The organism is Pusillimonas sp. SM2304, from assembly GCF_031628915.1.
Lineage (GTDB): Bacteria > Pseudomonadota > Gammaproteobacteria > Burkholderiales > Burkholderiaceae_B > Pusillimonas_C.
Genome location: NZ_JAVLUJ010000001.1, coordinates 312,940 through 332,716, shown reverse-complemented (window position 1 = coordinate 332,716; position 19,777 = coordinate 312,940). Strand labels below are relative to the sequence as shown.

At 61.9% G+C, this 19,777-nt stretch carries 18 protein-coding genes; 15 read left to right on the top strand and 3 right to left on the bottom strand.

Annotation, left to right across the window (positions count from 1 at the left end; all coding sequences use genetic code 11):
- The first annotated feature begins 69 nt into the window (after nt 1–69).
- The 7 genes from RE432_RS01520 to RE432_RS01490 all read left to right on the top strand — a co-directional run bounded on the left by RE432_RS01520 (nt 70) and on the right by RE432_RS01490 (nt 7,100).
- Nucleotides 70–1,200: a mandelate racemase/muconate lactonizing enzyme family protein gene (locus RE432_RS01520; protein WP_310931454.1), complete on the top strand. Its 1,131-nt coding sequence runs from the start codon at nt 70–72 to the stop codon at nt 1,198–1,200.
- Between the two features lie 32 nt (nt 1,201–1,232).
- On the top strand, nt 1,233–2,432 hold the full coding sequence (locus RE432_RS01515) for an ABC transporter substrate-binding protein (protein WP_310931453.1): 1,200 nt from the start codon (nt 1,233–1,235) through the stop codon (nt 2,430–2,432).
- A gap of 83 nt (nt 2,433–2,515) precedes the next feature.
- Nucleotides 2,516–3,376, top strand: coding sequence for a branched-chain amino acid ABC transporter permease (locus tag RE432_RS01510; protein ID WP_310931452.1), 861 nt, complete (start codon nt 2,516–2,518; stop codon nt 3,374–3,376).
- A gap of 14 nt (nt 3,377–3,390) precedes the next feature.
- Nucleotides 3,391–4,446: a branched-chain amino acid ABC transporter permease gene (locus RE432_RS01505; protein ID WP_310931451.1), complete on the top strand. Its 1,056-nt coding sequence runs from the start codon at nt 3,391–3,393 to the stop codon at nt 4,444–4,446.
- Between the two features lies 1 nt (nt 4,447).
- On the top strand, nt 4,448–5,203 hold the full coding sequence (locus RE432_RS01500) for an ABC transporter ATP-binding protein (protein ID WP_310931450.1): 756 nt from the start codon (nt 4,448–4,450) through the stop codon (nt 5,201–5,203).
- Nucleotide 5,204: 1 nt separating this feature from the next.
- Complete coding sequence (locus RE432_RS01495) at nt 5,205–5,957, top strand: ABC transporter ATP-binding protein (protein WP_310931449.1); 753 nt, start codon at nt 5,205–5,207, stop codon at nt 5,955–5,957.
- Nucleotides 5,958–6,002: 45 nt separating this feature from the next.
- Nucleotides 6,003–7,100, top strand: a complete 1,098-nt coding sequence (locus tag RE432_RS01490; RefSeq protein WP_310931448.1) for a mandelate racemase/muconate lactonizing enzyme family protein — start codon at nt 6,003–6,005, stop codon at nt 7,098–7,100.
- Here RE432_RS01490 and RE432_RS01485 read toward each other — a convergent pair.
- Nucleotides 7,094–8,389 carry an FAD-dependent oxidoreductase gene (locus tag RE432_RS01485; protein WP_310931447.1) on the bottom strand — a complete coding sequence of 432 codons (1,296 nt, stop codon included), beginning with the start codon at nt 8,387–8,389 and terminating at the stop codon, nt 7,094–7,096. The genes RE432_RS01490 and RE432_RS01485 overlap by 7 nt on opposite strands.
- Before the next feature lie 37 nt (nt 8,390–8,426).
- The gene (locus RE432_RS01480; RefSeq protein ID WP_310931446.1) at nt 8,427–9,128 is read right to left on the bottom strand and encodes a GntR family transcriptional regulator; all 702 of its coding nucleotides are present in this window, start codon (nt 9,126–9,128) and stop codon (nt 8,427–8,429) included.
- Nucleotides 9,129–9,282: 154 nt separating this feature from the next.
- Here RE432_RS01480 and RE432_RS01475 point away from each other — a divergent pair, with 154 nt between their 5' ends.
- The 5 genes from RE432_RS01475 to RE432_RS01455 are packed head-to-tail and all read left to right on the top strand — an operon-like array spanning nt 9,283 to nt 14,418.
- Nucleotides 9,283–10,245, top strand: a complete 963-nt coding sequence (locus tag RE432_RS01475) for a tripartite tricarboxylate transporter substrate binding protein (RefSeq protein WP_310931445.1) — start codon at nt 9,283–9,285, stop codon at nt 10,243–10,245.
- 11 nt (nt 10,246–10,256) lie between these two features.
- Complete coding sequence (locus RE432_RS01470; RefSeq protein WP_310931444.1) at nt 10,257–11,396, top strand: mandelate racemase/muconate lactonizing enzyme family protein; 1,140 nt, start codon at nt 10,257–10,259, stop codon at nt 11,394–11,396.
- 4 nt (nt 11,397–11,400) lie between these two features.
- Nucleotides 11,401–12,291: a fumarylacetoacetate hydrolase family protein gene (locus RE432_RS01465; protein WP_310931443.1), complete on the top strand. Its 891-nt coding sequence runs from the start codon at nt 11,401–11,403 to the stop codon at nt 12,289–12,291.
- 4 nt (nt 12,292–12,295) lie between these two features.
- Entirely contained in the window at nt 12,296–13,255 is a 960-nt protein-coding gene (locus tag RE432_RS01460; protein WP_310931442.1) for an NAD(P)-dependent oxidoreductase, read from the top strand.
- A 20-nt stretch (nt 13,256–13,275) separates the two neighbouring features.
- A complete protein-coding gene (locus tag RE432_RS01455) occupies nt 13,276–14,418 on the top strand; it encodes a mandelate racemase/muconate lactonizing enzyme family protein (protein WP_310931441.1) in 1,143 nt (380 codons plus the stop codon).
- 87 nt (nt 14,419–14,505) lie between these two features.
- Here RE432_RS01455 and RE432_RS01450 read toward each other — a convergent pair whose 3' ends face one another.
- Nucleotides 14,506–14,832, bottom strand: a complete 327-nt coding sequence (locus RE432_RS01450) for a BON domain-containing protein (RefSeq protein ID WP_310931440.1) — start codon at nt 14,830–14,832, stop codon at nt 14,506–14,508.
- A gap of 255 nt (nt 14,833–15,087) precedes the next feature.
- On the opposite strand from RE432_RS01450, the gene fdnG reads away from it, so the two are divergent.
- The 3 genes from fdnG to RE432_RS01435 are packed head-to-tail and all read left to right on the top strand — an operon-like array spanning nt 15,088 to nt 19,698.
- Nucleotides 15,088–18,156 carry a formate dehydrogenase-N subunit alpha gene (gene fdnG, locus RE432_RS01445; RefSeq protein ID WP_310931439.1) on the top strand — a complete coding sequence of 1,023 codons (3,069 nt, stop codon included), beginning with the start codon at nt 15,088–15,090 and terminating at the stop codon, nt 18,154–18,156.
- Between the two features lie 11 nt (nt 18,157–18,167).
- Nucleotides 18,168–19,064: a formate dehydrogenase subunit beta gene (fdxH, locus tag RE432_RS01440; protein WP_310931438.1), complete on the top strand. Its 897-nt coding sequence runs from the start codon at nt 18,168–18,170 to the stop codon at nt 19,062–19,064.
- Complete coding sequence (locus RE432_RS01435) at nt 19,057–19,698, top strand: formate dehydrogenase subunit gamma (RefSeq protein ID WP_310931437.1); 642 nt, start codon at nt 19,057–19,059, stop codon at nt 19,696–19,698. Before fdxH ends, RE432_RS01435 begins: the two co-directional genes overlap by 8 nt.
- Nucleotides 19,699–19,777 lie beyond the last annotated feature (79 nt).

Sequence of the window (19,777 nt, the reverse complement as noted above, 5' to 3'; positions counted from 1 at the left end):
GCGTACATAGTTGGTCTCAATAAGCATGACACAGCACCTGGCACGGTTGCCCATCTAAGGAGACGCTTCATGTCTGCGGACATACGTATTGTTGCGGTACGAACTGCGCTCGTATCGTTGCCGCTCGAGCGGACGCTGAAAACATCAATACATGAAATCTCGTCGGTGTGTTGCCTGCTGGTCACGCTCGAGACCAACACCGGCTTGGTGGGCGAAGGCTACAGCTTCTGCTTCGACGCACGCCGCCTTGCCGCGATTTCGCAATTTACGCAAACGCTGTCGCCCATTGTGGTGGGCCAGGACCCGCACAACGTTCGGCGCTTCTGGGCCGACTTCATGCGGGGCTGCAATTTTTATGGGCAGGGCGGCATTTCTGTTCTGGCCTATAACGCCATCGACATCGCCTGCTGGGACTTGATCGGCAAGCTGGCTGAACGTCCCCTGTATCAGCTGTTTGGCGCGTTCCGCGATCGTGTGCCTGTGTATGCCAGCGCCGGGCTATGGCTCTCTTCGTCCCAAAGCGAACTGTGCGCCGAAGCCCAAGGCTTCATCCAGCAAGGTTTCAAGGCAATGAAAATGCGGCTCGGCTCGCCCGACTGGCGGCAGGACGTTGCCCGGGTAGAGGCGGTGCGCGCCACCATCGGCCCCGACATCACCCTGATGGCCGATGCCAATCAGGGCTTGAATGGCACGAAGGCCCTGCGCCTGGGCAAGGCGCTGGAGCCGTTCGGGCTGGAATGGTTCGAAGAACCCGTGCCGACCTGGGATGATGACGCCGGCGCCATGCTGGTTCGCAAGCTGGATATGGCGGTGGCCAGCGGGGAAACCGAATACACCAGCCAGGGTATCCGCCGCATGGCACGCCACGAAGCGGCGACCGTCTTCATGCCCGACTTGCAACGCATGGGCGGCTATACGGAAATGATGAATGCGGTCCGCTACCTGGGCGCGTGCGACCTGGCGGTTTCACCGCATATTTTTACCGAACACAGCCTGCACATCGTGGCCGCCGCCGGCAACGCCACCTGGTGCGAGCATATGCCGTGGTATGCCCCCCTGTTCAAGCAGAAGATGGCCATCGAAGCCGACGGCATGGTCAGCGTGCCGGACCGTCCCGGCGTGGGCTTCACGTTCGACTGGGACAACATCGAACAATTCAGGATTTCCAGCGCCGACTTGCAGCATCAAGACGCACAGTAAGCAGAAACAGACCAATCAACTCAAAGGAGAGCATGATGAGACATATTTTCCGCGCAGTGAAGTTTGCTGCAAAAGGGGCTGCCGCGCTGACGCTGGTCTGCGCCTCGGTCACCGCCCAGGCGAAAGAAGACGGACCCATCCGGATTGGCTGGCTTTCCTCGCTGACGGGGCCTTTGTCTTCCGCCGCCATCGCCGAGAACATGGGGGTTCAGTTTGCGGTGGAACAGATCAACGCGGCGGGCGGCATAGATGGGCGGAAACTGGAACTGATCACCCGCGACACGGTGGGGGACCCGACCAAGGCCGTCAACTTTGCCAAAGAGCTGGCCTTCAGCGAAAAAGTGGCTTTTGTCATCGGGCCGGTGAACTCGGGCGAGTCCCTGGCCACGGTCCCGATACTGACCCGCGCGAAGGTGCCCAACCTGATCATCGGTACCGTCGACGAACTGACCGATGCCAAGAAGTATCCCTACGCATTCCGCGTCATCAATACCAACGAACAATGGATCAGCAACGCCAATCGCTACGCCATCGATACGCTGAAACATAGCAAGGTGGCCGTCATCGGCGACACCACGGGCTACGGGGCCTCGTCCGCAAAGCGCGCGGCGGCACTGCTTGACGAAGCCGGCATCAAGCCGGTGTATTCGGTCTTGATCGACCCGAACAAGACCGACGTGACCGACGAGATCCAGAAAGCCCGCGACGCGGGCGCCGACGTGATCATGCCGTGGACGGCGTCGACCGGCTTGCTGGCCCGGATTCTGAATGCGCGCGGCAATAAGCAATGGGATGTCCCGGTGGTTGGGCACCCGGCCTTGATGGGCCTGCCCATCCGCGACCTGCTGAACAAACCGGAATACTGGGACAACACGTTTGCCGCGGGCTACCTGAGCACCACGTATAACGAGCAGGGCAAGCTTCCTGAAGCGACCGTCAAGCTCATGGACGAGATTCGTCCCAAGCTGGGCGGCAAGATCGACTTCACCTTTTGGTGGGTCGCCCTGGGGTATGACACGGTCAAGATCATCGAGCACGCAGTGCGCAAGACCAACGGCAGTACCGACCCGGAAGACATCAAGAAAGTGCTGGAGTCCACCTCCGATCTGCCAGGGGTGTACGCAAACTACACCTGGTCTCCCACGGACCATAACGGCTTTCCTGACTCTGCCATGGTGTTGAACCTGGCCAACACGTTCAACGACGGCAGCTTCAAGCTCGCCACACCCTAGGTTTGCCGCCCTGCCCAAGCCGCCGCCACGGGGGGTAGCTTGGGCGGCAAAGCCGGCAATTTTGATATCCACGGGAGGATTGCATGCTGAGTGTCCTGATTACCGGCCTGGCAATAGGCGCCTTGTATTCGGCCGCGGCGCTGGCCTACAACGTGATGTACTCGACGTCCAAGGTGCTGAGCATTACAACGGGGCACACCTTCATGGTGAGCAGCGTGGCGGGCGCCTTTCTGATCGGCGACCTGGGGCTGCCAAAGCCGGTCGGCCTGATCGGCGCAGTGGTCATTTCCATCCTGTTCGGGCTGGCGACCGAACGTATCGCCATCCGCCGCATACTGGCCCGCTCCGAAGAGCATTTGTGGCTGCTCAGCACATTGGCATTGGCCACGATAGTGCAGCAGTCCGTGGGCTTATGGTGGGGAACCGAGCCGCGCGCATTTCCAAGATTGATCCCGCAGGATTTCACGGCGGGCATTTGGGACCAGAAATACTGGCTGGTCATCGGTACGGTCGTGATCGTAGCGCTGGGGCTGGACTGGTTCTACCGGCATACGCTTTTTGGAAAGGTTTTCCTGGCCGTGGCCGAAGACCCTTTCGCCGCCAAGGCGCGGGGCATAGCGACTGACCGCATTCGGGCATTCTCCTATGGCATTGCGGGCTTTCTGGGCGGCCTGGTCGGTTTTGCCGCGGGGCAACTGACCTTCGCTTATTTCGCGCTCGGACTGACGCTGACGCTATTCGGCTTCATCGCCCTGGCCGCGGGCGGGCTGGGCAGCAATATGGGCGCCATCGTAGGCGGGCTGGTCCTGGGCCTGCTGTCCACATTCGCCACGTATTTCTTTGGGGGGGAATATCAACAGACCATTGCCGTCGGCCTGCTGATGTTGTTCCTGCTGATAAAGCCGGAAGGCTTGTTCGGAAACAAGCAAGTGAGGCATGTATGAACAGGCTGTCCAGTTTGAGCCCGAAGATCGTCTTGCTGGCGCTGCTGCTGGCCAGTCTTCCCTTCTGGGTCGGCAATCCTTATCAGCTGCATATCGCAACGCTGATTGGCACGTACTGGGTGCTCATCTGCGCCCTGAACCTGACGGTGGGCTACACAGGCATCCTTTCCATCGGGCATGTTGCCTTGTTGTCCATCGGCGCCTATTCCTATGCCATCCTGTCGGGCGATTATGAGCTCAGCCCATGGCTCGCCACCGCGTGCGCGGGCGCGCTGGGAGGCCTATGCGGTTTGCTGCTGGGCTTGCCATCGCTGCGGCTGCCCGGCTTCTATTTTGCGATGGCGACGATCGCCTTCTCGATGATGACCATGGAGTTCTCGCTGGCCCAGGACGAACTGACAGGCGGCGGCGCAGGCTTGAGCGTTGCCTCGTTCCCTGCTCCGTTCGATAGCCCGGAAGGCTTGTACTGGCTGGTGCTGGCCTTCGCCGCGGTGGTCACTTTCCTGTCCTGGAACCTGGTGCGCTTCATGTGGGGCCGGGCCTTGATCGCCGTGCGCGACAGCCATGTCGCGGCGTCCGCCGTCGGCGTACCCATCTTTCGCGCCAAGCTGAGTATCTTTACCTTCAGCGGCGTTGCGGCGGGGGTGGCCGGGGCCCTGTTTGCCTCGCTGCAAAGCTATATCACGCCCGAAACCTTTGTGTTCGAACTTAGCATGTTCTTCTTCGTATGCATCGTGATCGGGGGCCGCGGCTCGATGTGGGGGCCCTTCATCGGCACGGTCGTCCTGGCGGCGCTGCCCGAGCTGGCGGGTACGCTGGCGCATTGGGGGCAGTTTTTCTATGGCGTCCTGTTGCTGGCGGTGGTGTTGCTGATCCCCGAGGGCGTGGGCAGCGCGTTCACCCTGATCAAGGAAAAATACCGCCCCCAGAAGCGTGAAAAACATGTCGTCAGCCCTGACCTGGGACGGTTGCGCGCAGCGATTTCCCTGCACAAGGACGGTCAGGGGAATCCATCGCCCGATCATGCGGGCAACGGGCCACTGACACCGCTTAAACAATCGGAGCGCTGATATGCAAGGTATTCAGATCGATTCAGTCAGCAAACGGTTCGGCGGGGTTCTGGCCGTCAACGAGGTATCGCTCGAGCTGCAGGCTGGCCAGATACATGGCCTGATCGGTCCCAATGGCAGTGGCAAGACAACCTTGCTGAACTTGCTGTCGGGCTACTACGACATCGATGCCGGGACCATCCGGCTGGGCAGCCAGGCCTTGAACGACGCCACGGTCCAGGCGCGGGCCGGCCTGGGGATTGCACGTACTTTCCAGAAGCCCAGGCTTCTGGACAGCCTGAGCGCGCTGGACAACGCCATGCTCGGCGGTTGGCGCGATATCAAGGCCGGCTTCATCACCACAGCGCTGTCCGCCGGCGGCACGCGCGCTGAAGAACGCATGCTTAGGCATCGCGCCGAGGAAATCCTGCATGGCGTCGGCCTGGGCCGGATCAAGCACGAACTGGCCGGCAGGCTGGACCACGCCGAACAGCGCTTCCTTGAAATCGCCCGCAGCCTGTGCATGCGGCCGCAGTTCATCTTGCTGGATGAACCGGCAGGGGGGCTGACCGAGCATGAAATCGAGCAGCTTGCCGATATCGTTGTGGCCATGCGCGACGCCGGCCTGGGTGTGTTGATTGTGGAGCACCATACGGATTTCGTGTTCCGCATTTCCGATAAGGTGACCACCTTGAACCTGGGTAAACGCATCGCCTGCGGCACGCCGGACGAAGTGCGCAACGATCCGGAAGTGATTCGAGTCTATCTGGGAGCCTGACATGAATTCAGTTAACCGAAAGCAGGGCGACGCGCTTCTCGAGGTATCCGACCTTCGCGTTGCCTACGACAAGGCCGAGGTCGTACACGGCGTTGACCTGAAGGTGCACGAAGGCGAATTCGTCGTGCTGCTGGGCAGGAATGGCGCGGGCAAAAGCTCCATGCTGCATGCGATTTCGGGCTTGATACCCAAGAAAACGGGCCGTGTCCGGTTTGCCGGCGTGGATATCACCGGCGCAGACACCCGGACTACAGCGCGCGCCGGGCTGGTCAACGTGCTGGAAGGGCATAGGGTGTTTACAGGCCTGAGCGTCGAAGACAACCTGCTCTTGGGAACCTATGCCAAGAATCCGCACGGCGACAAGAGCAAGCTGGCGGATATCTATGAGCTGTTTCCCGAAATCGGCGAGCGGCGGCATCAACTGGCGTCCCGCTTGAGCGGCGGGCAGCAGCAGATTCTGGCCGTTGCGCAAGGCATTGTGGGTGAACCCAGGCTGCTGATACTGGACGAGCCCTCGGGCGGCCTGGCGCCCCTCGTGGTCCATCGCATCCTGACCGTTGCCAAGGAACTGACCAGCAAGGGCGTCGCGATATTGCTGGTGGAACAACTGGTCAAGGAGGCATTGAAGTTCGCGGACTACTGCTATCTGGTTGAAGCGGGCACCCTGGGCGGCGAAGGCACGGCCGAAGAGGTCAAGCAAGGGGAACTGATCCGCCGCATCTACCTGGGTGGCGCGCAAGCCGCGGCGGCTTGATCGCCGTCCTTGAACGCCTATCGTCTGAGTCTGAAGAGAGTACGCATGAACATCGCCTCCATTGAAACGATTGCCGTGGCCATTCCCTATAAGCACGACGGTGCGCTGACCGGTTTTGGCGGCACGGTATGGCCGAAGATGTCCTATCTGCTGATCAAGGTCGCCACAGAAGACGGCCTGACGGGGTGGGGCGAAGCATTTGGCTATAACGCCATTCCCGCCACGATCGCGGCAATGGAAACCATCGTGAAACCGCTGGCCCTGGGTCAGGACACGGCGGATATTGCGGCGCTCATGCACAAGCTGAAAAAGCCTTTGCACATTTTTGGCCGCAGCGGTCCCGTGCAGTATGCCTTGAGCGGCCTGGACATCGCCTTGTGGGATATTGCGGGCAAGCGCGCGGGTAAATCCGTGGCCGCCCTGCTTTCCAAGTCGACCCGGACGTCCGTGCCGGCTTACAAGAGCTTTATGCGGCTGACCGACCCCGAGGTTGTGTCGCGTGCCTGCAAACGCGCCCTGCAGCAGGGCTATAAAAGCCTGAAGCTGCACGAGATCAGCGTTGAGGCCGTTGCCGCCGCGCGCGAGGCGATAGGCGACGAGACCAGCCTGACCCTGGATGTGAACTGCGAATGGCGGGCCGACGATGCGATTCGCATGGCCGAAAGGCTTGCGCCCTATAAATTGAAATGGCTTGAAGAACCCGTATGGCCCCCTGAAGACCTGGCGGGCCTGATGCGCTTGCGGCGGGCCAGCAGCATTCCTGTGGCGCTAGGCGAGAACCTGGCCAACGCGCCTTCCTTCATGCCCCTGATCGAGGCGGGCGCTGTCGACTATTTTCAGCCAAGCGTCACCAAGGTCGGCGGAATCAGCGAGCTGCGAGACGTGGCGGAAGCCGCGGCCGATCATGGCCGGACACTCGCGCCGCACTCCCCTTATTTTGGCCCGGGGCTGCTGGCAACGCTGCAGCTGGCGGGCGCCTATCCGCATATCGGTGAAATCGAGGTGTTTGGCGTCGACCTGGAAAACACCTTGTTTGGCGACGTGGGGCGGGTGGGCAAGGACGGCGTGCTCAAGATCCCCGAGGCGCCGGGCCTGGGCGCCGACCCGGATCCGCAGATGATCGAACGCTACCGCATTCAGTGACTTTGCGGCCGGCCCAAGGCTTGCGCCTGTGCCCCAAAGCGTTCTGGCGCATACGGGGCCAGGCCGATGGCAGGGGGCAGCCCCTGCATTGCCCTGGCCAGCAGTTCGCCGCTTACGGCAGACAGGGTCAAGCCCAAATGCCCGTGCCCGAAGTTGAACCACAGGCCGCCGAATGACTGCGCGGGCCCCAGGATGGGCAAAGAGTCGGGCAGGCAGGGACGATGGCCCATCCACGATGTGGCTTTTGCCGCCGGATTCAGATCGGGAAATATAAGCTTGCCATACTTCTGTAAAAGCGCCACGCGCCGCGCTGTGGGGCCGCGTTCAAGGCCCCCGAACTCTACCGTGCCCGCAAGGCGCAAGCCGGGCTCCATCGGCGTCGCGAAAATCTTGCGGTCGGCGGCTACGACCGGCCTGCGCAATTCGATGCCGCTGTGGGCCAGCGTCAGGTGATACCCGCGCTGCGTTTCCAGGGGAATGCGGTAGCCTAGCCCTTTCAGCAAACCGGCAGACCATGCTCCGGCGCACACGACGATATGGTCCGCCTTGTGCGTCCCCTGTGTGCAGGCGACGCCCGTCACGCGCCGGCCTTCGGCCTGCAGGGCTGTGACGCGGTCGCGCACAAAATCGACGCCGCGCGCGGCCAGCCCGGCGGCCAGCACTTGGGCCTGTCGCAGCGGATTCACCACCATGCCCTGATCGGGCATGAAATAGCCCAGGCGATAGTGCGGCCCGACCTGGGGCTCCAGATCGCGTATCTGTTCCTGATTCAGCTTTTCTATGTGCATGCCGTGCTGGCGCCGCAGGGCCCAGCCGCCGCTATCTTTTTCCGCCGCCTTTTCATCGGGATAAACATGCAGCTGGCCGGTCGTTTGTATCAGGGCGCTTTCGCCCAGATCCTGCATGGCCTGTTGGTGATGCTGGATGGCCGGCGCCAGCAGTTGCTTCAGGGCGTGCGAAATGGCGGCCACCTGTTCGGGCGACGATGCGCGGACAAAGCGCAGCAGCCAGGGCGCGGCGGCAAGCCAGTAATGCGGGGGAACCGACAAGGGGCCGTCGGGGTCCAGCAACATCCTGGGGGCTTGCCGCACAACGCCGGGCAGCCCAAGGGGCGCAACCGATGCCGTGCTGAGCGCGCCGGCATTGCCGGCCGAGCAGCCCATGCCCGGTTCGCCATGATCAATGACTTGAACCCGCCAGCCTGCTTGCCGCAGGTAATAGGCGGTGTACAGGCCGACAATGCCGGCGCCGATCACGATGGCTTGCGGGGCTTGGCTGTCGTCGCTCATGCCGGGTTGGGTCCTTTGCTTGCGGGGGCGGGGCGCTTCAAGCCCTGGCTTGCGCTTGAAACTTCGGAACCTGCGCCAACTGATCGTAAATATAGGCGCCGGCTTCGGTGATGTCCATGCGGATGCTTTCGGCCACCTTGGCCGCATTCCCTTTTTTCAGCTGGATGACGGCCTCGTTGTGAAAGTCCCGCTGCTTCAGGCTCGGTACATATTCGCCCAGGACGGCATTGAGGGCGGGGCCGCAGCGCAGCCACAGGATTTCGGTGATGTCCTTGACGATATCCATCTGCGCGTGCGCATACAGGGAAAAATGAAAGCGCCGATGCAAGTCCAGGTAGGTGCTTTTGTTGTCGTTGTCAATGGACTCGCGCATCTTCTGCACGATGGTCTCCAGTTCGCGCACCTCGGCGCCAGAGATGTTGGCGGTTGCCGCGCTGGCCAGTCGCGATTCCAGATCGGCTCGCAGCAGCGTCAGTTGCCGGAACTGTTCGGCGTCCAGCCGCGGCACCGAGGCGCCGCCTTTCTGCCCGCCGGGACCCCGGTCAAGCACCCGCTCGGCAATCAAATGGTTGATGGCGTCGCGCACCGGTGTCAGGCTGATTCCCAGGTTGCCCGCCACCTCGCGCAGGACGATGCGCTCTCCCGGCTGGAACTTGCCCGACAGCAGCGCCTGCTTGAGCGCGGCATAGGCCAGATCCGACAGATTGTTTTTTGCTAATGGAACCAAAGGGGTCAACATGGTGTAGCGCTCTTTATACGATGCACTATGTTACCGGACACCCTGTTTCATATCAATGTTTGTTATTTGTTGTTTGTTATAACAAAAGAGGCTAGAATCCACTCCAGAGGCTCGGCACTGCACAGAGCCCGCCCCACATTTTCCAGGAGACGACATGAAATACTTCCGTATCGCCGCAGTGGCCATCGCTGCCCTTATCCCCCTTGCCGCGCATTCCGCCGATGATTTCCCCGCGCGCGACATACAGTTCGTCATTCCCTGGAATGCGGGCGGTTCCAACGACATTGCGGCGCGCCAATTGCAGAACATCATGCAAAAGCAGTCGGATGTGAATCTGATCGTGGAAAACGTGCCGGGCGCCACGGGGTCCATCGGCATGACCCGGGTGGCGCGCTCCGCGCCGGACGGCTATACCGTCGGCATGGGAACCAGTTCCACGTTGGCCCAGATTGCGCAAAAGCTCACGCCGCTCCAGAACGATCAGTTCACCCCCATTGCGCGCGTCTCGGTGGACCCCCTGATCTTGCTGGTGCCCGAGAACAGCCCCGCCAGCGATTTGAAGGGCTTTCTTGAGTACATGAAGAAGAATCCGGGGGTTTCCATCGGCACGCCCGGCACCAACAACCTGAATCACATCTTTGCGGAAATGACCGCGCGCGCTGCAGACACAAGCTATATCAATGTGCCCTATACCGGCGGCGCGAAGGTCATCATCGACCTGGCGGGCAACCAGATACAGGCGGCCGTGCTCAAGCCGTCGGAAAGCAAGGGCCAGATCGACGCCGGCAAGGTGCGTCCGCTGGGGGTATTCGCCAACGAACGCCTGGAGGTCATGCCGGATATCCCCACGTTCAAGGAATTGGGGTACGACGTGTTTCCCTTCGGCCCCCTGGTACAGATGGCCTATGTCGTGGCGCCCGCCGGCATTCCGGAAGAGGCCCGCGCAAAGTTGATCACGCTGTTCTCGAAAGCCATCGAAAGCCAGGAATTCAAGTCTTTTGCCGATCAGAACGGCGTCGTCATCAGCCCGCTGAATGGCGAGGACCTGACCAAGGAGATCAATGACGTGCAAAATACGCTGAACAGCGTCGCCGCCCAGGTATTCAAGAAGGACTAAGGAAAGCAATAATGAGCATCATCAAGAAAGTAACGTGCCACGTCGTCAGCGCGCCCATCGCAAGGCCATTCACTTCCTCAAGAGGATGGCTGTACAAGACCCGCGGCTCGTGCATCGTGGAAATTGAAACGCAGGACGGCACGGTGGGGTGGGGCGAGTGCTACGGCCCGGCGCATGTTTCACGCAGCTTCATCGATACGCAGTTCGCGCCGCGGATCATCGGCCGTGACGCCTTCGATGCCGAAGTCATCTGGGAGGACCTGTACAACCGCATCAAGGATTATGGCTCTAGCGGCATGGCCATCGCCGCGATCAGCGGGATAGACATCGCCCTGTGGGACATCATTGGCAAATCTTGCGGCAAGCCGGTGCATAAACTCATTGGCGGCGCTTTCCGCGACAAGGTGCAGGCCTATGCCACCGGTTTGTACTTCATCGATATGGACAGGCTTATCGAAGAGGCCGTCGAAGAGGCCCAGGGCTACGTTGAAGACGGCTTCACCGCCATCAAGATGAAAATAGGCCTGGGCTCGCCCAAGCTGGATATCGCCCGGGTCGAGGCCGTGCGCCGCGCCATCGGCGACGATATCCGCCTGATGGTCGACGCCAATCACTGCTTCACGGTGCCGGCCGCCATACGCCTGGGGCGAGAACTCGAAAAGCTCGATGTGGAATGGTTCGAAGAGCCCATTTCGCCGGAAGACCTGGATGGCTATGTGGAAGTGACGCGCGCGCTGGACATGGCGGTCGCGGGGGGCGAAAACGAGTACACCCGCTGGGGGTTCCGCGACATCGTCACCCGCAAGGCCATGGACATTGTCCAGCCCGATATCTGCGCCGCAGGCGGTTTCAGCGAATGCCGCAAGATTGCCGCATTGGCCACCGCGCACGGCGTGGAGTGTGTGCCGCATGCCTGGGGCTCGGTGATTGGCGTGGCCGCCACCCTGCATTTCATCGCGGCGCTGCCCGACCAGCCGCCCAGCTTCCGTCCGATGCCGCCGCTGTTCGAGTTCGAGCAATGCGAGAATCCGTTCCGGGATGACCTGGCGACAGAACCCATCTTGCAGCACAAGGGCGTGGTGACCATCCCCACGGGGGCGGGGCTGGGCATCGAGATCGATCGCGGCGTGCTGGCCAAGTATTCGGTCTAAGCCCATGCGATTCATCACCTTTGAGCATGAAGGGCGGGCCAGGGCCGGCGTGCTGCTCCCGCACAGCGATGACGGGCGGCCCGCCCAGTTGATCGACGGCGCGCATCCCGCCCGGCCTGAACCTTTGCAGCCCTTGGAGCCTTCCCTGATGGCGTGGATCGAATCTGGCCTGGTGGCGCTGTCCCTGTCCCTGAAAACAATCACGCCGGCGCCGGCCTGCCTGCTTCCCTTGGCGGCGGTGCGGCTGCTGGCACCCTTGCCGCGGCCGGGGAAGATTGTCGGCGCGGCGTTCAATTATCGGGACGGGCTGGCCGTGACGGGCCGACCGCCGCCGGAAGAGCCCGTCATCTTCGTCAAGTCGCGGTCGACGGTGATCGGGCACGACGAGCCCATCGTCCTGGCGCGCGGCCATGAGGTGACTTACGAGGCGGAGCTGGCCGCCGTCATCGGTACGCCGGCCTTGCGCGTCAGCGCGGACCAGGCCGTGGCCCATGTGTGCGGCTATGCCATCTTCAACGACGTCAGCTATACCAATCTGGTGCGCGAGGACGGCGGGTTTGTCCGGGGCAAGAATCAGCCCACCACCGGCCCGCTGGGCCCATGGATTGTTTCGGCGGACGATATCGCCGACCCGCATCATCTTCAGATCGAGCTGGATGTGGACAATGTCTTGCTGCAGTCATCGAGCACGGCGCAGATGCTGTTTCGCATCGACGAGCTCATTGCGTACGCCTCGGCGCGCATGCCCCTGGATGCAGGCGATATCATTGCCACTGGAACCCCTGCCGGCGTGGCGGCCAACCACCTGCCCGCGGCCTGGCTGAGGCACGGTCAGCGCGCCACCCTGCGTATCGAAGCGCTCGGCGAACTGAGCAATGCCGTTATGGAGATTTGACCGAATGAGTGCCGTACTACCCAAAGTGTTGTTGACCAATCCCATGCAAGAGGCCGAGCAGGCCCGCCTGGCCGCCAGCGCGCAAGTCATTGTCGCGCCCAGCACCGATGCGGACACCTTGCGCGCCCTGATCGCCGATGCCGATGTGCTGGTGGTGCGGGCAAAGCTGCCCGACGATATTTTCGAGCACCAGACCCGCCTGAAAGGCGTGGTTCGCCATGGGGTGGGGCTGGACATGATTCCCATGCCGCAGGCCACCGCGCACCGCATCCCCGTTGCGAACGTGCCGGGGTCCAATACCGCGTCGGTGGTCGAGTATTGCCTGAATGCGATGTTTTATCTGCAGCGCAATATGCAATCGCTGGCGCTGCAGGACCCGGTGGGCGATTGGGCGCCGGCCCGGCCGCGTGCCGACGGCATGGTGGAGCTTAGCGGGCAAACGCTGGGCATTGTCGGGGTCGGCACCATCGGAGGCGCGCTGGCCAAGGCGGCCATGGCCCTGGGCATGAATGTCATCGGCTTGGCGCGGCGGCCCGAAAGCCTGCCCCAAGGGGTCGCCTTCGCCGACAAGCAGACGCTTTTTTCCCAGGCGGACATCGTCGTCCTGGCGTGCCCCCTGACCGACGAGACGCGCAACCTGGCCGATGCGCAGACGCTGGCGATGATGAAGCGCAATGCCTTGCTGATCAATGTGTCGCGCGGTCCAGTGGTGAACACCTCGGCGCTGGTCGCGGCGCTGCAGGAAGGCAGGCTGGGCGGGGCCGCGCTCGATGTCCACGACGTACAGCCCATTCCGCCCGGCTTATATCCAGCGGGGCTGGACCGGCTGCTGTTGACGCCGCACGTGGCCGGCATCACGCAATCGAGCATGGCGCGGATGAGCCGCGGCGCCGCCGACGAGGTGCTCCGATTGCTGCAGGGCCAGCGCTTCGTCAATCTTGTCAATCCAGAAGTCTTCGAATAACCGGCACACTTGGCACGACTATGAAAATCACTCAGATTCAGGCTTTCCCTATTTCATTTCCCGTACCGGCCGATAAATCGGTCACGCTGGGCATAGGCCGCAGCGTCAAGCGCGATGCGGTTCTGGTGCGCGTCCAGACGGATGACGGCCTGACCGGCTGGGGCGAGGCGCATCACGGCCGCTGCCCCGGCGCGATTGCCCGCCTTGTGGACACGACCTTGCGCGAGTTGGTGACCGGCATGGACGCCCTGGACGTTTCCGGTGTGTGGGCCCGCGTCTACAAGATGCAGATCGGCAGCCATGGCATGGGCGCCGCCGCGGCCCTGGCGCTCAGCGGGCTCGACCTTGCCCTGTGGGACATCCGCTGCCAGGTTGCGGGCCTGCCGCTTTATCGGCTGCTGGGGGGCAAGAACCGCCCCATCAAAGCCTATGCGGGCGGTATTTCGCTGGGCTGGCAAGCGCCCGAGTCGCTTGCGGAAGAAGCAAAAAGCTATGTCGAGCAAGGCTACCGCGCGGTGAAGCTGCGTGTCGGCGACACCGTGGCGCGCGACATTGCGCGTGTCTCGGCGGTGCGCGCGGCGCTGGGCGCGGACATAGACATCCTGGTCGATGCCAACACCAATTACACCCTGGACGACACGCGCCGGGTCTTGCCGGCCTATGATGAATTGGGCGTGGGCTGGCTCGAGGAACCCTTCCCCGCGCACGACCTGGGGCTATATCGCCGTGCGGCGAAGCTCGGGCGCACGCCCCTGGCCGCCGGCGAAAATCACTACACGCGCTACGAGTTCGAGCCCCTGATTGCGTCCGAATCGGTCGGATTCGTGCAGCCCGACCTGTCCAAGACGGGCGGCGTTACCGAGTCCTTGAAAATAGCGGCGATTGCCAGCGCCCACCGGCTCAGCATCAATCCCCACACTTCGGCCACTGCGGTCAACATGGCGACCTCCATCAGCTTCCTGTGTGGCATCGACAATCCCGGCTACTTCGAAGCAGACCTGACTGCCTACAACCCCTTCCGGGACGACATGACGGACACGCCGCCTTATGTGCTCGATGGCGATGGCTGCGTCAGCGCGCTCGAAGGGATAGGCATAGGGCTGAGCATCGACGAAGCATTCGTCGCCGGGCACCCGCTGATCGAAGGGCCCTGCTACGTGTAGCGAATCAATGAGCATGCTGGCGGCCGACGTGTCCGCCAGCATGGTGGACGTTGCCACAGGCTATGGGTGGGAAGCCTGTATGCGCGCCTACTTCGGCGTGCCGTGAATCCGAATGTCGTTTCTGACCTCAATCACGCCAGGCACTTGGCGGGCGGCTTCAACGGCCTGGTTGGCTTTTTCCTTCGAGTCCACGAAGCCGCTCAACTGTGCCACGCCCTGGTAGACCTCTACCTTGACATCGGCGGCCGATACGTCAGGCGCTTCGACCAGCGCTGCCTTGACGCGCGCTTCGGTCACGGTATCGTCAGTGTATTGACCCGTGCTGCGGCGGCCGTCCTGAGCGGCGCAGGCAGTCAATGCGGCAGCCAGCGTCAGAATGCCGAGGTTGCGATATAAAGAAGCATGTTTTTTCATAGTGTCCCTCTTGATGGAATGTCCTGCCGCGGCGGCAGGGGGCGTACTTGATCGGCAAGTTGTGTGCCCGACGACTTGCAAACCGCATTCGGAGCCTTGAAATAACGCTGGCGTAAAACCGGCCCAACATGGCGGGCCCGGCTATGCAGGCCCGGATCATGGCTTTTTGCCGCCGGCGGCCTTATACTCGGTTCAAGAGGGGGCCGCGGGCCGTCTCTCATTAGATACATTGGTTTCAACCATCTGGAGGACGCCATGGTCAACATGAGCCGGCGGCAATTCTTCAAGGTGACGGGTACAACGTTGGCAAGCTCCAGCCTGACGCTGTTGGGCGCGGCGCCCACTCCGGCCCTGGCCGGGGTGCGCCAGTACAAGCTGGCGCGCATGACGGAAACGCGCAATACCTGTCCTTACTGTTCTGTGGCATGCGGCGTACTAATGTATAGCCTGGGCGATAACGCAAAAAACGCCCATCCGCGCATCATGCACATCGAAGGCGACCCTGACCATCCCGTGAATCGGGGCACGCTCTGTCCCAAAGGGGCTGGCCTGACCGACTTCATCAACAGCCCCAACCGGCTCAAGTACCCCGAATACCGCGCTCCCGGTTCCGACCAATGGGAACGCATCTCGTGGGACGACGCGCTGGACCGCATAGCGCGGCGTCTGAAAGACGACCGCGACGCCAACTTCATCGAACGAACCGACGACGGCAAAACGGTCAACCGTTGGCTGACCACCGGCATGCTGGCGGCATCGGCCAGCTCCAATGAAGTGGCCTACATTACGCACAAGGTATTCCGCAGTTTCGGCGCTCTGGCGTTCGATAACCAGGCACGTGTCTGACACGGCCCGACGGTGGCAGGTCTTGCCCCGACGTTTGGCCGAGGAGCGATGACGAACCATTGGGTCGACATCAAGAACGCGGACGTAGTACTGATCATGGGCGGCAATGCGGCCGAGGCGCACCCCTGTGGTTTCAAATGGGTGACTGAAGCCAAGGCGCACAACAAGGCCAAGCTGGTCGTTGTCGACCCGCGCTTCACGCGCTCGGCCTCGGTGGCGGATTTCTATGCGCCCATCCGAACGGGCACCGACATCGTCTTCCTGGGCGGGGTCATACGCTATCTGCTCGAGAACGACAAAATCCAGCATGAATACGTACGCAACTACACCGACCTTCCCTTTATCGTCCGCGAGGACTTCAACTTCGAAGACGGTTTATATTCCGGCTATAACGAAGACACCCGCAAGTACGACCAGTCCAGTTGGGACTACGAGCTGGGCGACGACGGCTATGCCAAGGTCGATCCCAGCCTGCAGCATCCTCGCTCGGTGTATCAACTGCTCAAGAAGCACTACGAGCGCTATACGCCCGACATGGTTGCGCGGGTTTGCGGCACGCCCGAAGACAAGTTCCTGAAGGTCTGTGAGCTGCTCGCCTCGACGGCGGGCAAAGATCGTGCTGGAACGATACTGTATGCGCTGGGCTGGACGCAGCACTCCATCGGTTCGCAAATCATTCGCACGGGCGCCATGGTGCAGTTGCTGCTGGGTAATATCGGCATACCGGGCGGCGGCATGAACGCGCTGCGCGGCCATTCAAACATCCAGGGCCTGACGGACCTGGGGCTGATGTCCAACCTGTTGCCCGGCTACCTGACCCTGCCCGCGGACAACGAGCAGTCCTACGGCGACTACATCAGCCGCCGCACGCAGTTGCCCCTGCGGCCGAACCAGCTTAGCTATTGGCGCAATTACGGCAAGTTCCACGTCAGCCTGATGAAAGCGTGGTGGGGCGATGCCGCTGGGCCCGATAATGATTGGGCCTACGATTACCTGCCCAAGATGGACAAGCCCTACGACATGCTGCAGGTATACGAGCTCATGCATCAGGGCAAGATGACGGGCTATATCTGCCAGGGGTTCAACCCGCTGGCGGCCGCGCCCTACAAAAGCAAGCTGCTCCAGGCATTTTCCAAGCTCAAGTTTCTGATCATCATGGACCCGCTGGTCACTGAGACCTCAGAGTTCTGGCGCAATGTCGGCGAACACAACGATGTGGATTCGGCGCAGATCCAGACAGAAGTCTTCCGCCTGCCCACCACCTGTTTTGCCGAGGAAGAGGGTGCGCTGGTCAACTCGGGACGCTGGCTGCAGTGGCACTGGAAAGGGGCCGAGCCGCCGGGCGAGGGCAAGAGCGACATCGAAATCATGGCGCTGATCTACCAGCGCATGCTGGGGCTGTACCAGAAAGAAGGCGGCAAGTTCCCCGATCCCATCGTCAACCTGGCCTGGCCTTACGCGACGCCCGACAACCCCAGCGCCCAGGATCTGGCCAAGGAAATCAACGGCCGGGCCATTGCCAATCTGCCGGACCCGGCCGACCCCGCAAAAATGCTGCGCAAGGCGGGCGAGCAGTTGTCCGGCTTCGGCGAACTGCGCGACGACGGTTCAACCCTCAGCGGATGCTGGCTGTACACCGGAAGCTGGACAGCGGCCGGCAACCAAATGGCCCGCCGCGACAACAGCGATCCAACCGGCATCGGCCAAACGCTGAACTGGGCGTGGGCCTGGCCTGCCAACCGCCGCATCATGTACAACCGTGCGTCCTGTGATGTAGCGGGCCAGCCTTTCAACCCGCGCCGTAGCCTTGTTCACTGGAACGGTACGTCATGGGTGGGGGCCGATGTGCCCGACTACAAGCTGGATGAGAATCCGGCGGGCGGCATGGGGCCTTTCATCATGAACCCCGAGGGCGTAGCCAGGTTCTTTGCCCGCAAGGGGATGGCCGAAGGGCCTTTCCCGGTGCATTACGAGCCGTTCGAAACGCCGGTGGGCTACAACCCGCTGTACCCCGACAACAAGCGGGCGGTCAGCAACCCCGCGGCCCGTGTCTTCGAGCAAGACCTGGCGGCCATGGGCACGGTGGCCGACTTCCCCCACGTGGGCACCACGTACCGGCTTACCGAGCACTTCCATTACTGGACCAAGCATGTCGAGCTCAATGCCATTCTGCAACCCGAGCAGTTCGTTGAAATCGGCGACGCGCTGGCCAGCGAGCTGGGCATCGCGCACGGCGCGCGCGTCAAGGTCTCGTCCAACCGCGGCTACATCAAGGCAGTGGCCGTGGTCACCAAGCGCATCAAGGCGCTGACGGTGGAAGGCAAAACCGTGCACCAGGTCGGCATCCCCATTCACTGGGGTTTTGTCGGGCTGGCCAAGCCGGGCTTCCTGGCCAACACCTTGACCCCATCGGTGGGCGACGGCAATTCTCAAACGCCGGAGTTCAAGTCCTTCCTGGTCAAGGTCGAAAAAGCATAGGAGCGTAAACCATGGCATTGCAATCACTGGATATCAAACGGCGCTCCGCAACCACCACGCCACCGCCCGGCGCGCGCCAGGCGGTCGTTGGCGGCGGCGTCGCCAAGCTGATCGACACGACCAAATGCATAGGCTGCAAAGCCTGTCAGGTGGCCTGTATGGAATGGAACGACCTGCGTGACGAAATCGGCACCAACGTGGGAGTCTATGACAATCCGGCCGACCTGACCGATCAATCCTGGACGATCATGCGGTTTTCCGAATATGAAAACACCGCCGGCGACCTGGAATGGCTGATCCGCAAGGACGGCTGCATGCACTGCGAAGACCCGGGCTGCCTGAAGGCGTGCCCGGCGCCGGGCGCCATCATTCAGTATCACAATGGCATCGTCGACTTCCACGAAGAAAACTGCATAGGCTGCGGCTACTGCATTACGGGCTGCCCGTTCGATGTCCCGCGTCTTTCCAAGCAGGACAACAAGGCCTACAAATGCACTTTGTGCTCCGACCGGGTGGCGGTGGGCCAAGAGCCCGCCTGCGTCAAGACCTGTCCGACCGGCGCCATTGTTTTCGGCACCAAGGAAGACATGCAAAAGCATGCCGACGACCGCATCGTTGACCTGAAATCCCGCGGCTTCGACCATGCCGGGCTGTACGACCCGGCCGGCGTGGGCGGCACCCATGTCATGTATGTGCTGCATCATGCGGATCGGCCGGGCCTGTACAGCAACTTGCCTAAAGACCCCGAGATCAGCCCCATGGTCGACCTGTGGAAGGGCATTGCCAAACCGCTGGGGGTGGCCGCCATGGCCTTGGCGGCCCTGACCGGCTTCTTCCATTACATTCGCACTGGGCCGAACGAGACGGACGAGGAAGACGAACGCAAAGCGGAGGCTATCGATGAATAAGGAACCCAGGCTGATCCAGCGCTATTCCACCAGCCAGCGCATCAACCACTGGATCATCGCCATTACGTTCGTGCTGCTGGCGGTGTCGGGCCTGGCTTTGTTTCATCCGGCCTTCTATTGGCTGAGCCATCTGCTTGGCGGCGGCGTCTGGACGCGTATTCTGCACCCTTTCATCGGGGTGCTGATGTTTGCCTGCTTCGCCGTGTTTGCCGCGCGCATGTTCCGTCATAATCTTATGTCCCGCCAAGATTGGCAATGGCTCCGGCATATGGGCGATGTGCTGAATAACCGCGAAGACAAGATCCCCGCGGCGGGCCGGTACAACGGGGGGCAAAAACTGCTGTTCTTCGTGCTGATTTTCCTGGTGCTGGGCCTGCTGCTGACCGGCGTGGTGATGTGGCGCTCGTACTTTGCCTTCCTGTTCCCCATCTGGGCCATACGGCTTGCCTCGCTGCTGCATGCGCTCTTTGCATTTCTGATGATTTGCGCGATCATAGTGCATGTCTATGCGGGGATATGGGTCAAGGGTTCAGTGCGCGCCATGACGCGGGGCACGGTGACGCCGGGTTGGGTCTGGAAGCATCACCGGGCCTGGCTGCGTCAATTGCGCGGCACCACGCCTGACAACAAGTAGTCCCGGTTTCCGGTCCTGCGCCTTCAAGTCCTTTACCCGCATGGCTGCCTCGCGCCCGTGGCGCGGGGCAGCCATTTTT

What these genes read in the sequence shown, in the direction of transcription:
- RE432_RS01470 (WP_310931444.1), top strand. Translation starts at nt 10,257, where the DNA reads ATGAGCATCATCAAGAAAGTAACGTGCCACGTCGTCAGCGCGCCCATC.
- RE432_RS01520 (WP_310931454.1), top strand. Translation starts at nt 70, where the DNA reads ATGTCTGCGGACATACGTATTGTTGCGGTACGAACTGCGCTCGTATCG.
- fdxH (WP_310931438.1), top strand. Translation starts at nt 18,168, where the DNA reads ATGGCATTGCAATCACTGGATATCAAACGGCGCTCCGCAACCACCACG.
- RE432_RS01500 (WP_310931450.1), top strand. Translation starts at nt 4,448, where the DNA reads ATGCAAGGTATTCAGATCGATTCAGTCAGCAAACGGTTCGGCGGGGTT.
- RE432_RS01465 (WP_310931443.1), top strand. Translation starts at nt 11,401, where the DNA reads ATGCGATTCATCACCTTTGAGCATGAAGGGCGGGCCAGGGCCGGCGTG.
- RE432_RS01485 (WP_310931447.1), bottom strand. Translation starts at nt 8,389, where the DNA reads ATGAGCGACGACAGCCAAGCCCCGCAAGCCATCGTGATCGGCGCCGGC.
- RE432_RS01510 (WP_310931452.1), top strand. Translation starts at nt 2,516, where the DNA reads ATGCTGAGTGTCCTGATTACCGGCCTGGCAATAGGCGCCTTGTATTCG.
- RE432_RS01490 (WP_310931448.1), top strand. Translation starts at nt 6,003, where the DNA reads ATGAACATCGCCTCCATTGAAACGATTGCCGTGGCCATTCCCTATAAG.
- RE432_RS01480 (WP_310931446.1), bottom strand. Translation starts at nt 9,128, where the DNA reads ATGTTGACCCCTTTGGTTCCATTAGCAAAAAACAATCTGTCGGATCTG.
- RE432_RS01435 (WP_310931437.1), top strand. Translation starts at nt 19,057, where the DNA reads ATGAATAAGGAACCCAGGCTGATCCAGCGCTATTCCACCAGCCAGCGC.
- RE432_RS01475 (WP_310931445.1), top strand. Translation starts at nt 9,283, where the DNA reads ATGAAATACTTCCGTATCGCCGCAGTGGCCATCGCTGCCCTTATCCCC.
- RE432_RS01495 (WP_310931449.1), top strand. Translation starts at nt 5,205, where the DNA reads ATGAATTCAGTTAACCGAAAGCAGGGCGACGCGCTTCTCGAGGTATCC.
- RE432_RS01460 (WP_310931442.1), top strand. Translation starts at nt 12,296, where the DNA reads ATGAGTGCCGTACTACCCAAAGTGTTGTTGACCAATCCCATGCAAGAG.
- RE432_RS01450 (WP_310931440.1), bottom strand. Translation starts at nt 14,832, where the DNA reads ATGAAAAAACATGCTTCTTTATATCGCAACCTCGGCATTCTGACGCTG.
- RE432_RS01515 (WP_310931453.1), top strand. Translation starts at nt 1,233, where the DNA reads ATGATGAGACATATTTTCCGCGCAGTGAAGTTTGCTGCAAAAGGGGCT.
- RE432_RS01455 (WP_310931441.1), top strand. Translation starts at nt 13,276, where the DNA reads ATGAAAATCACTCAGATTCAGGCTTTCCCTATTTCATTTCCCGTACCG.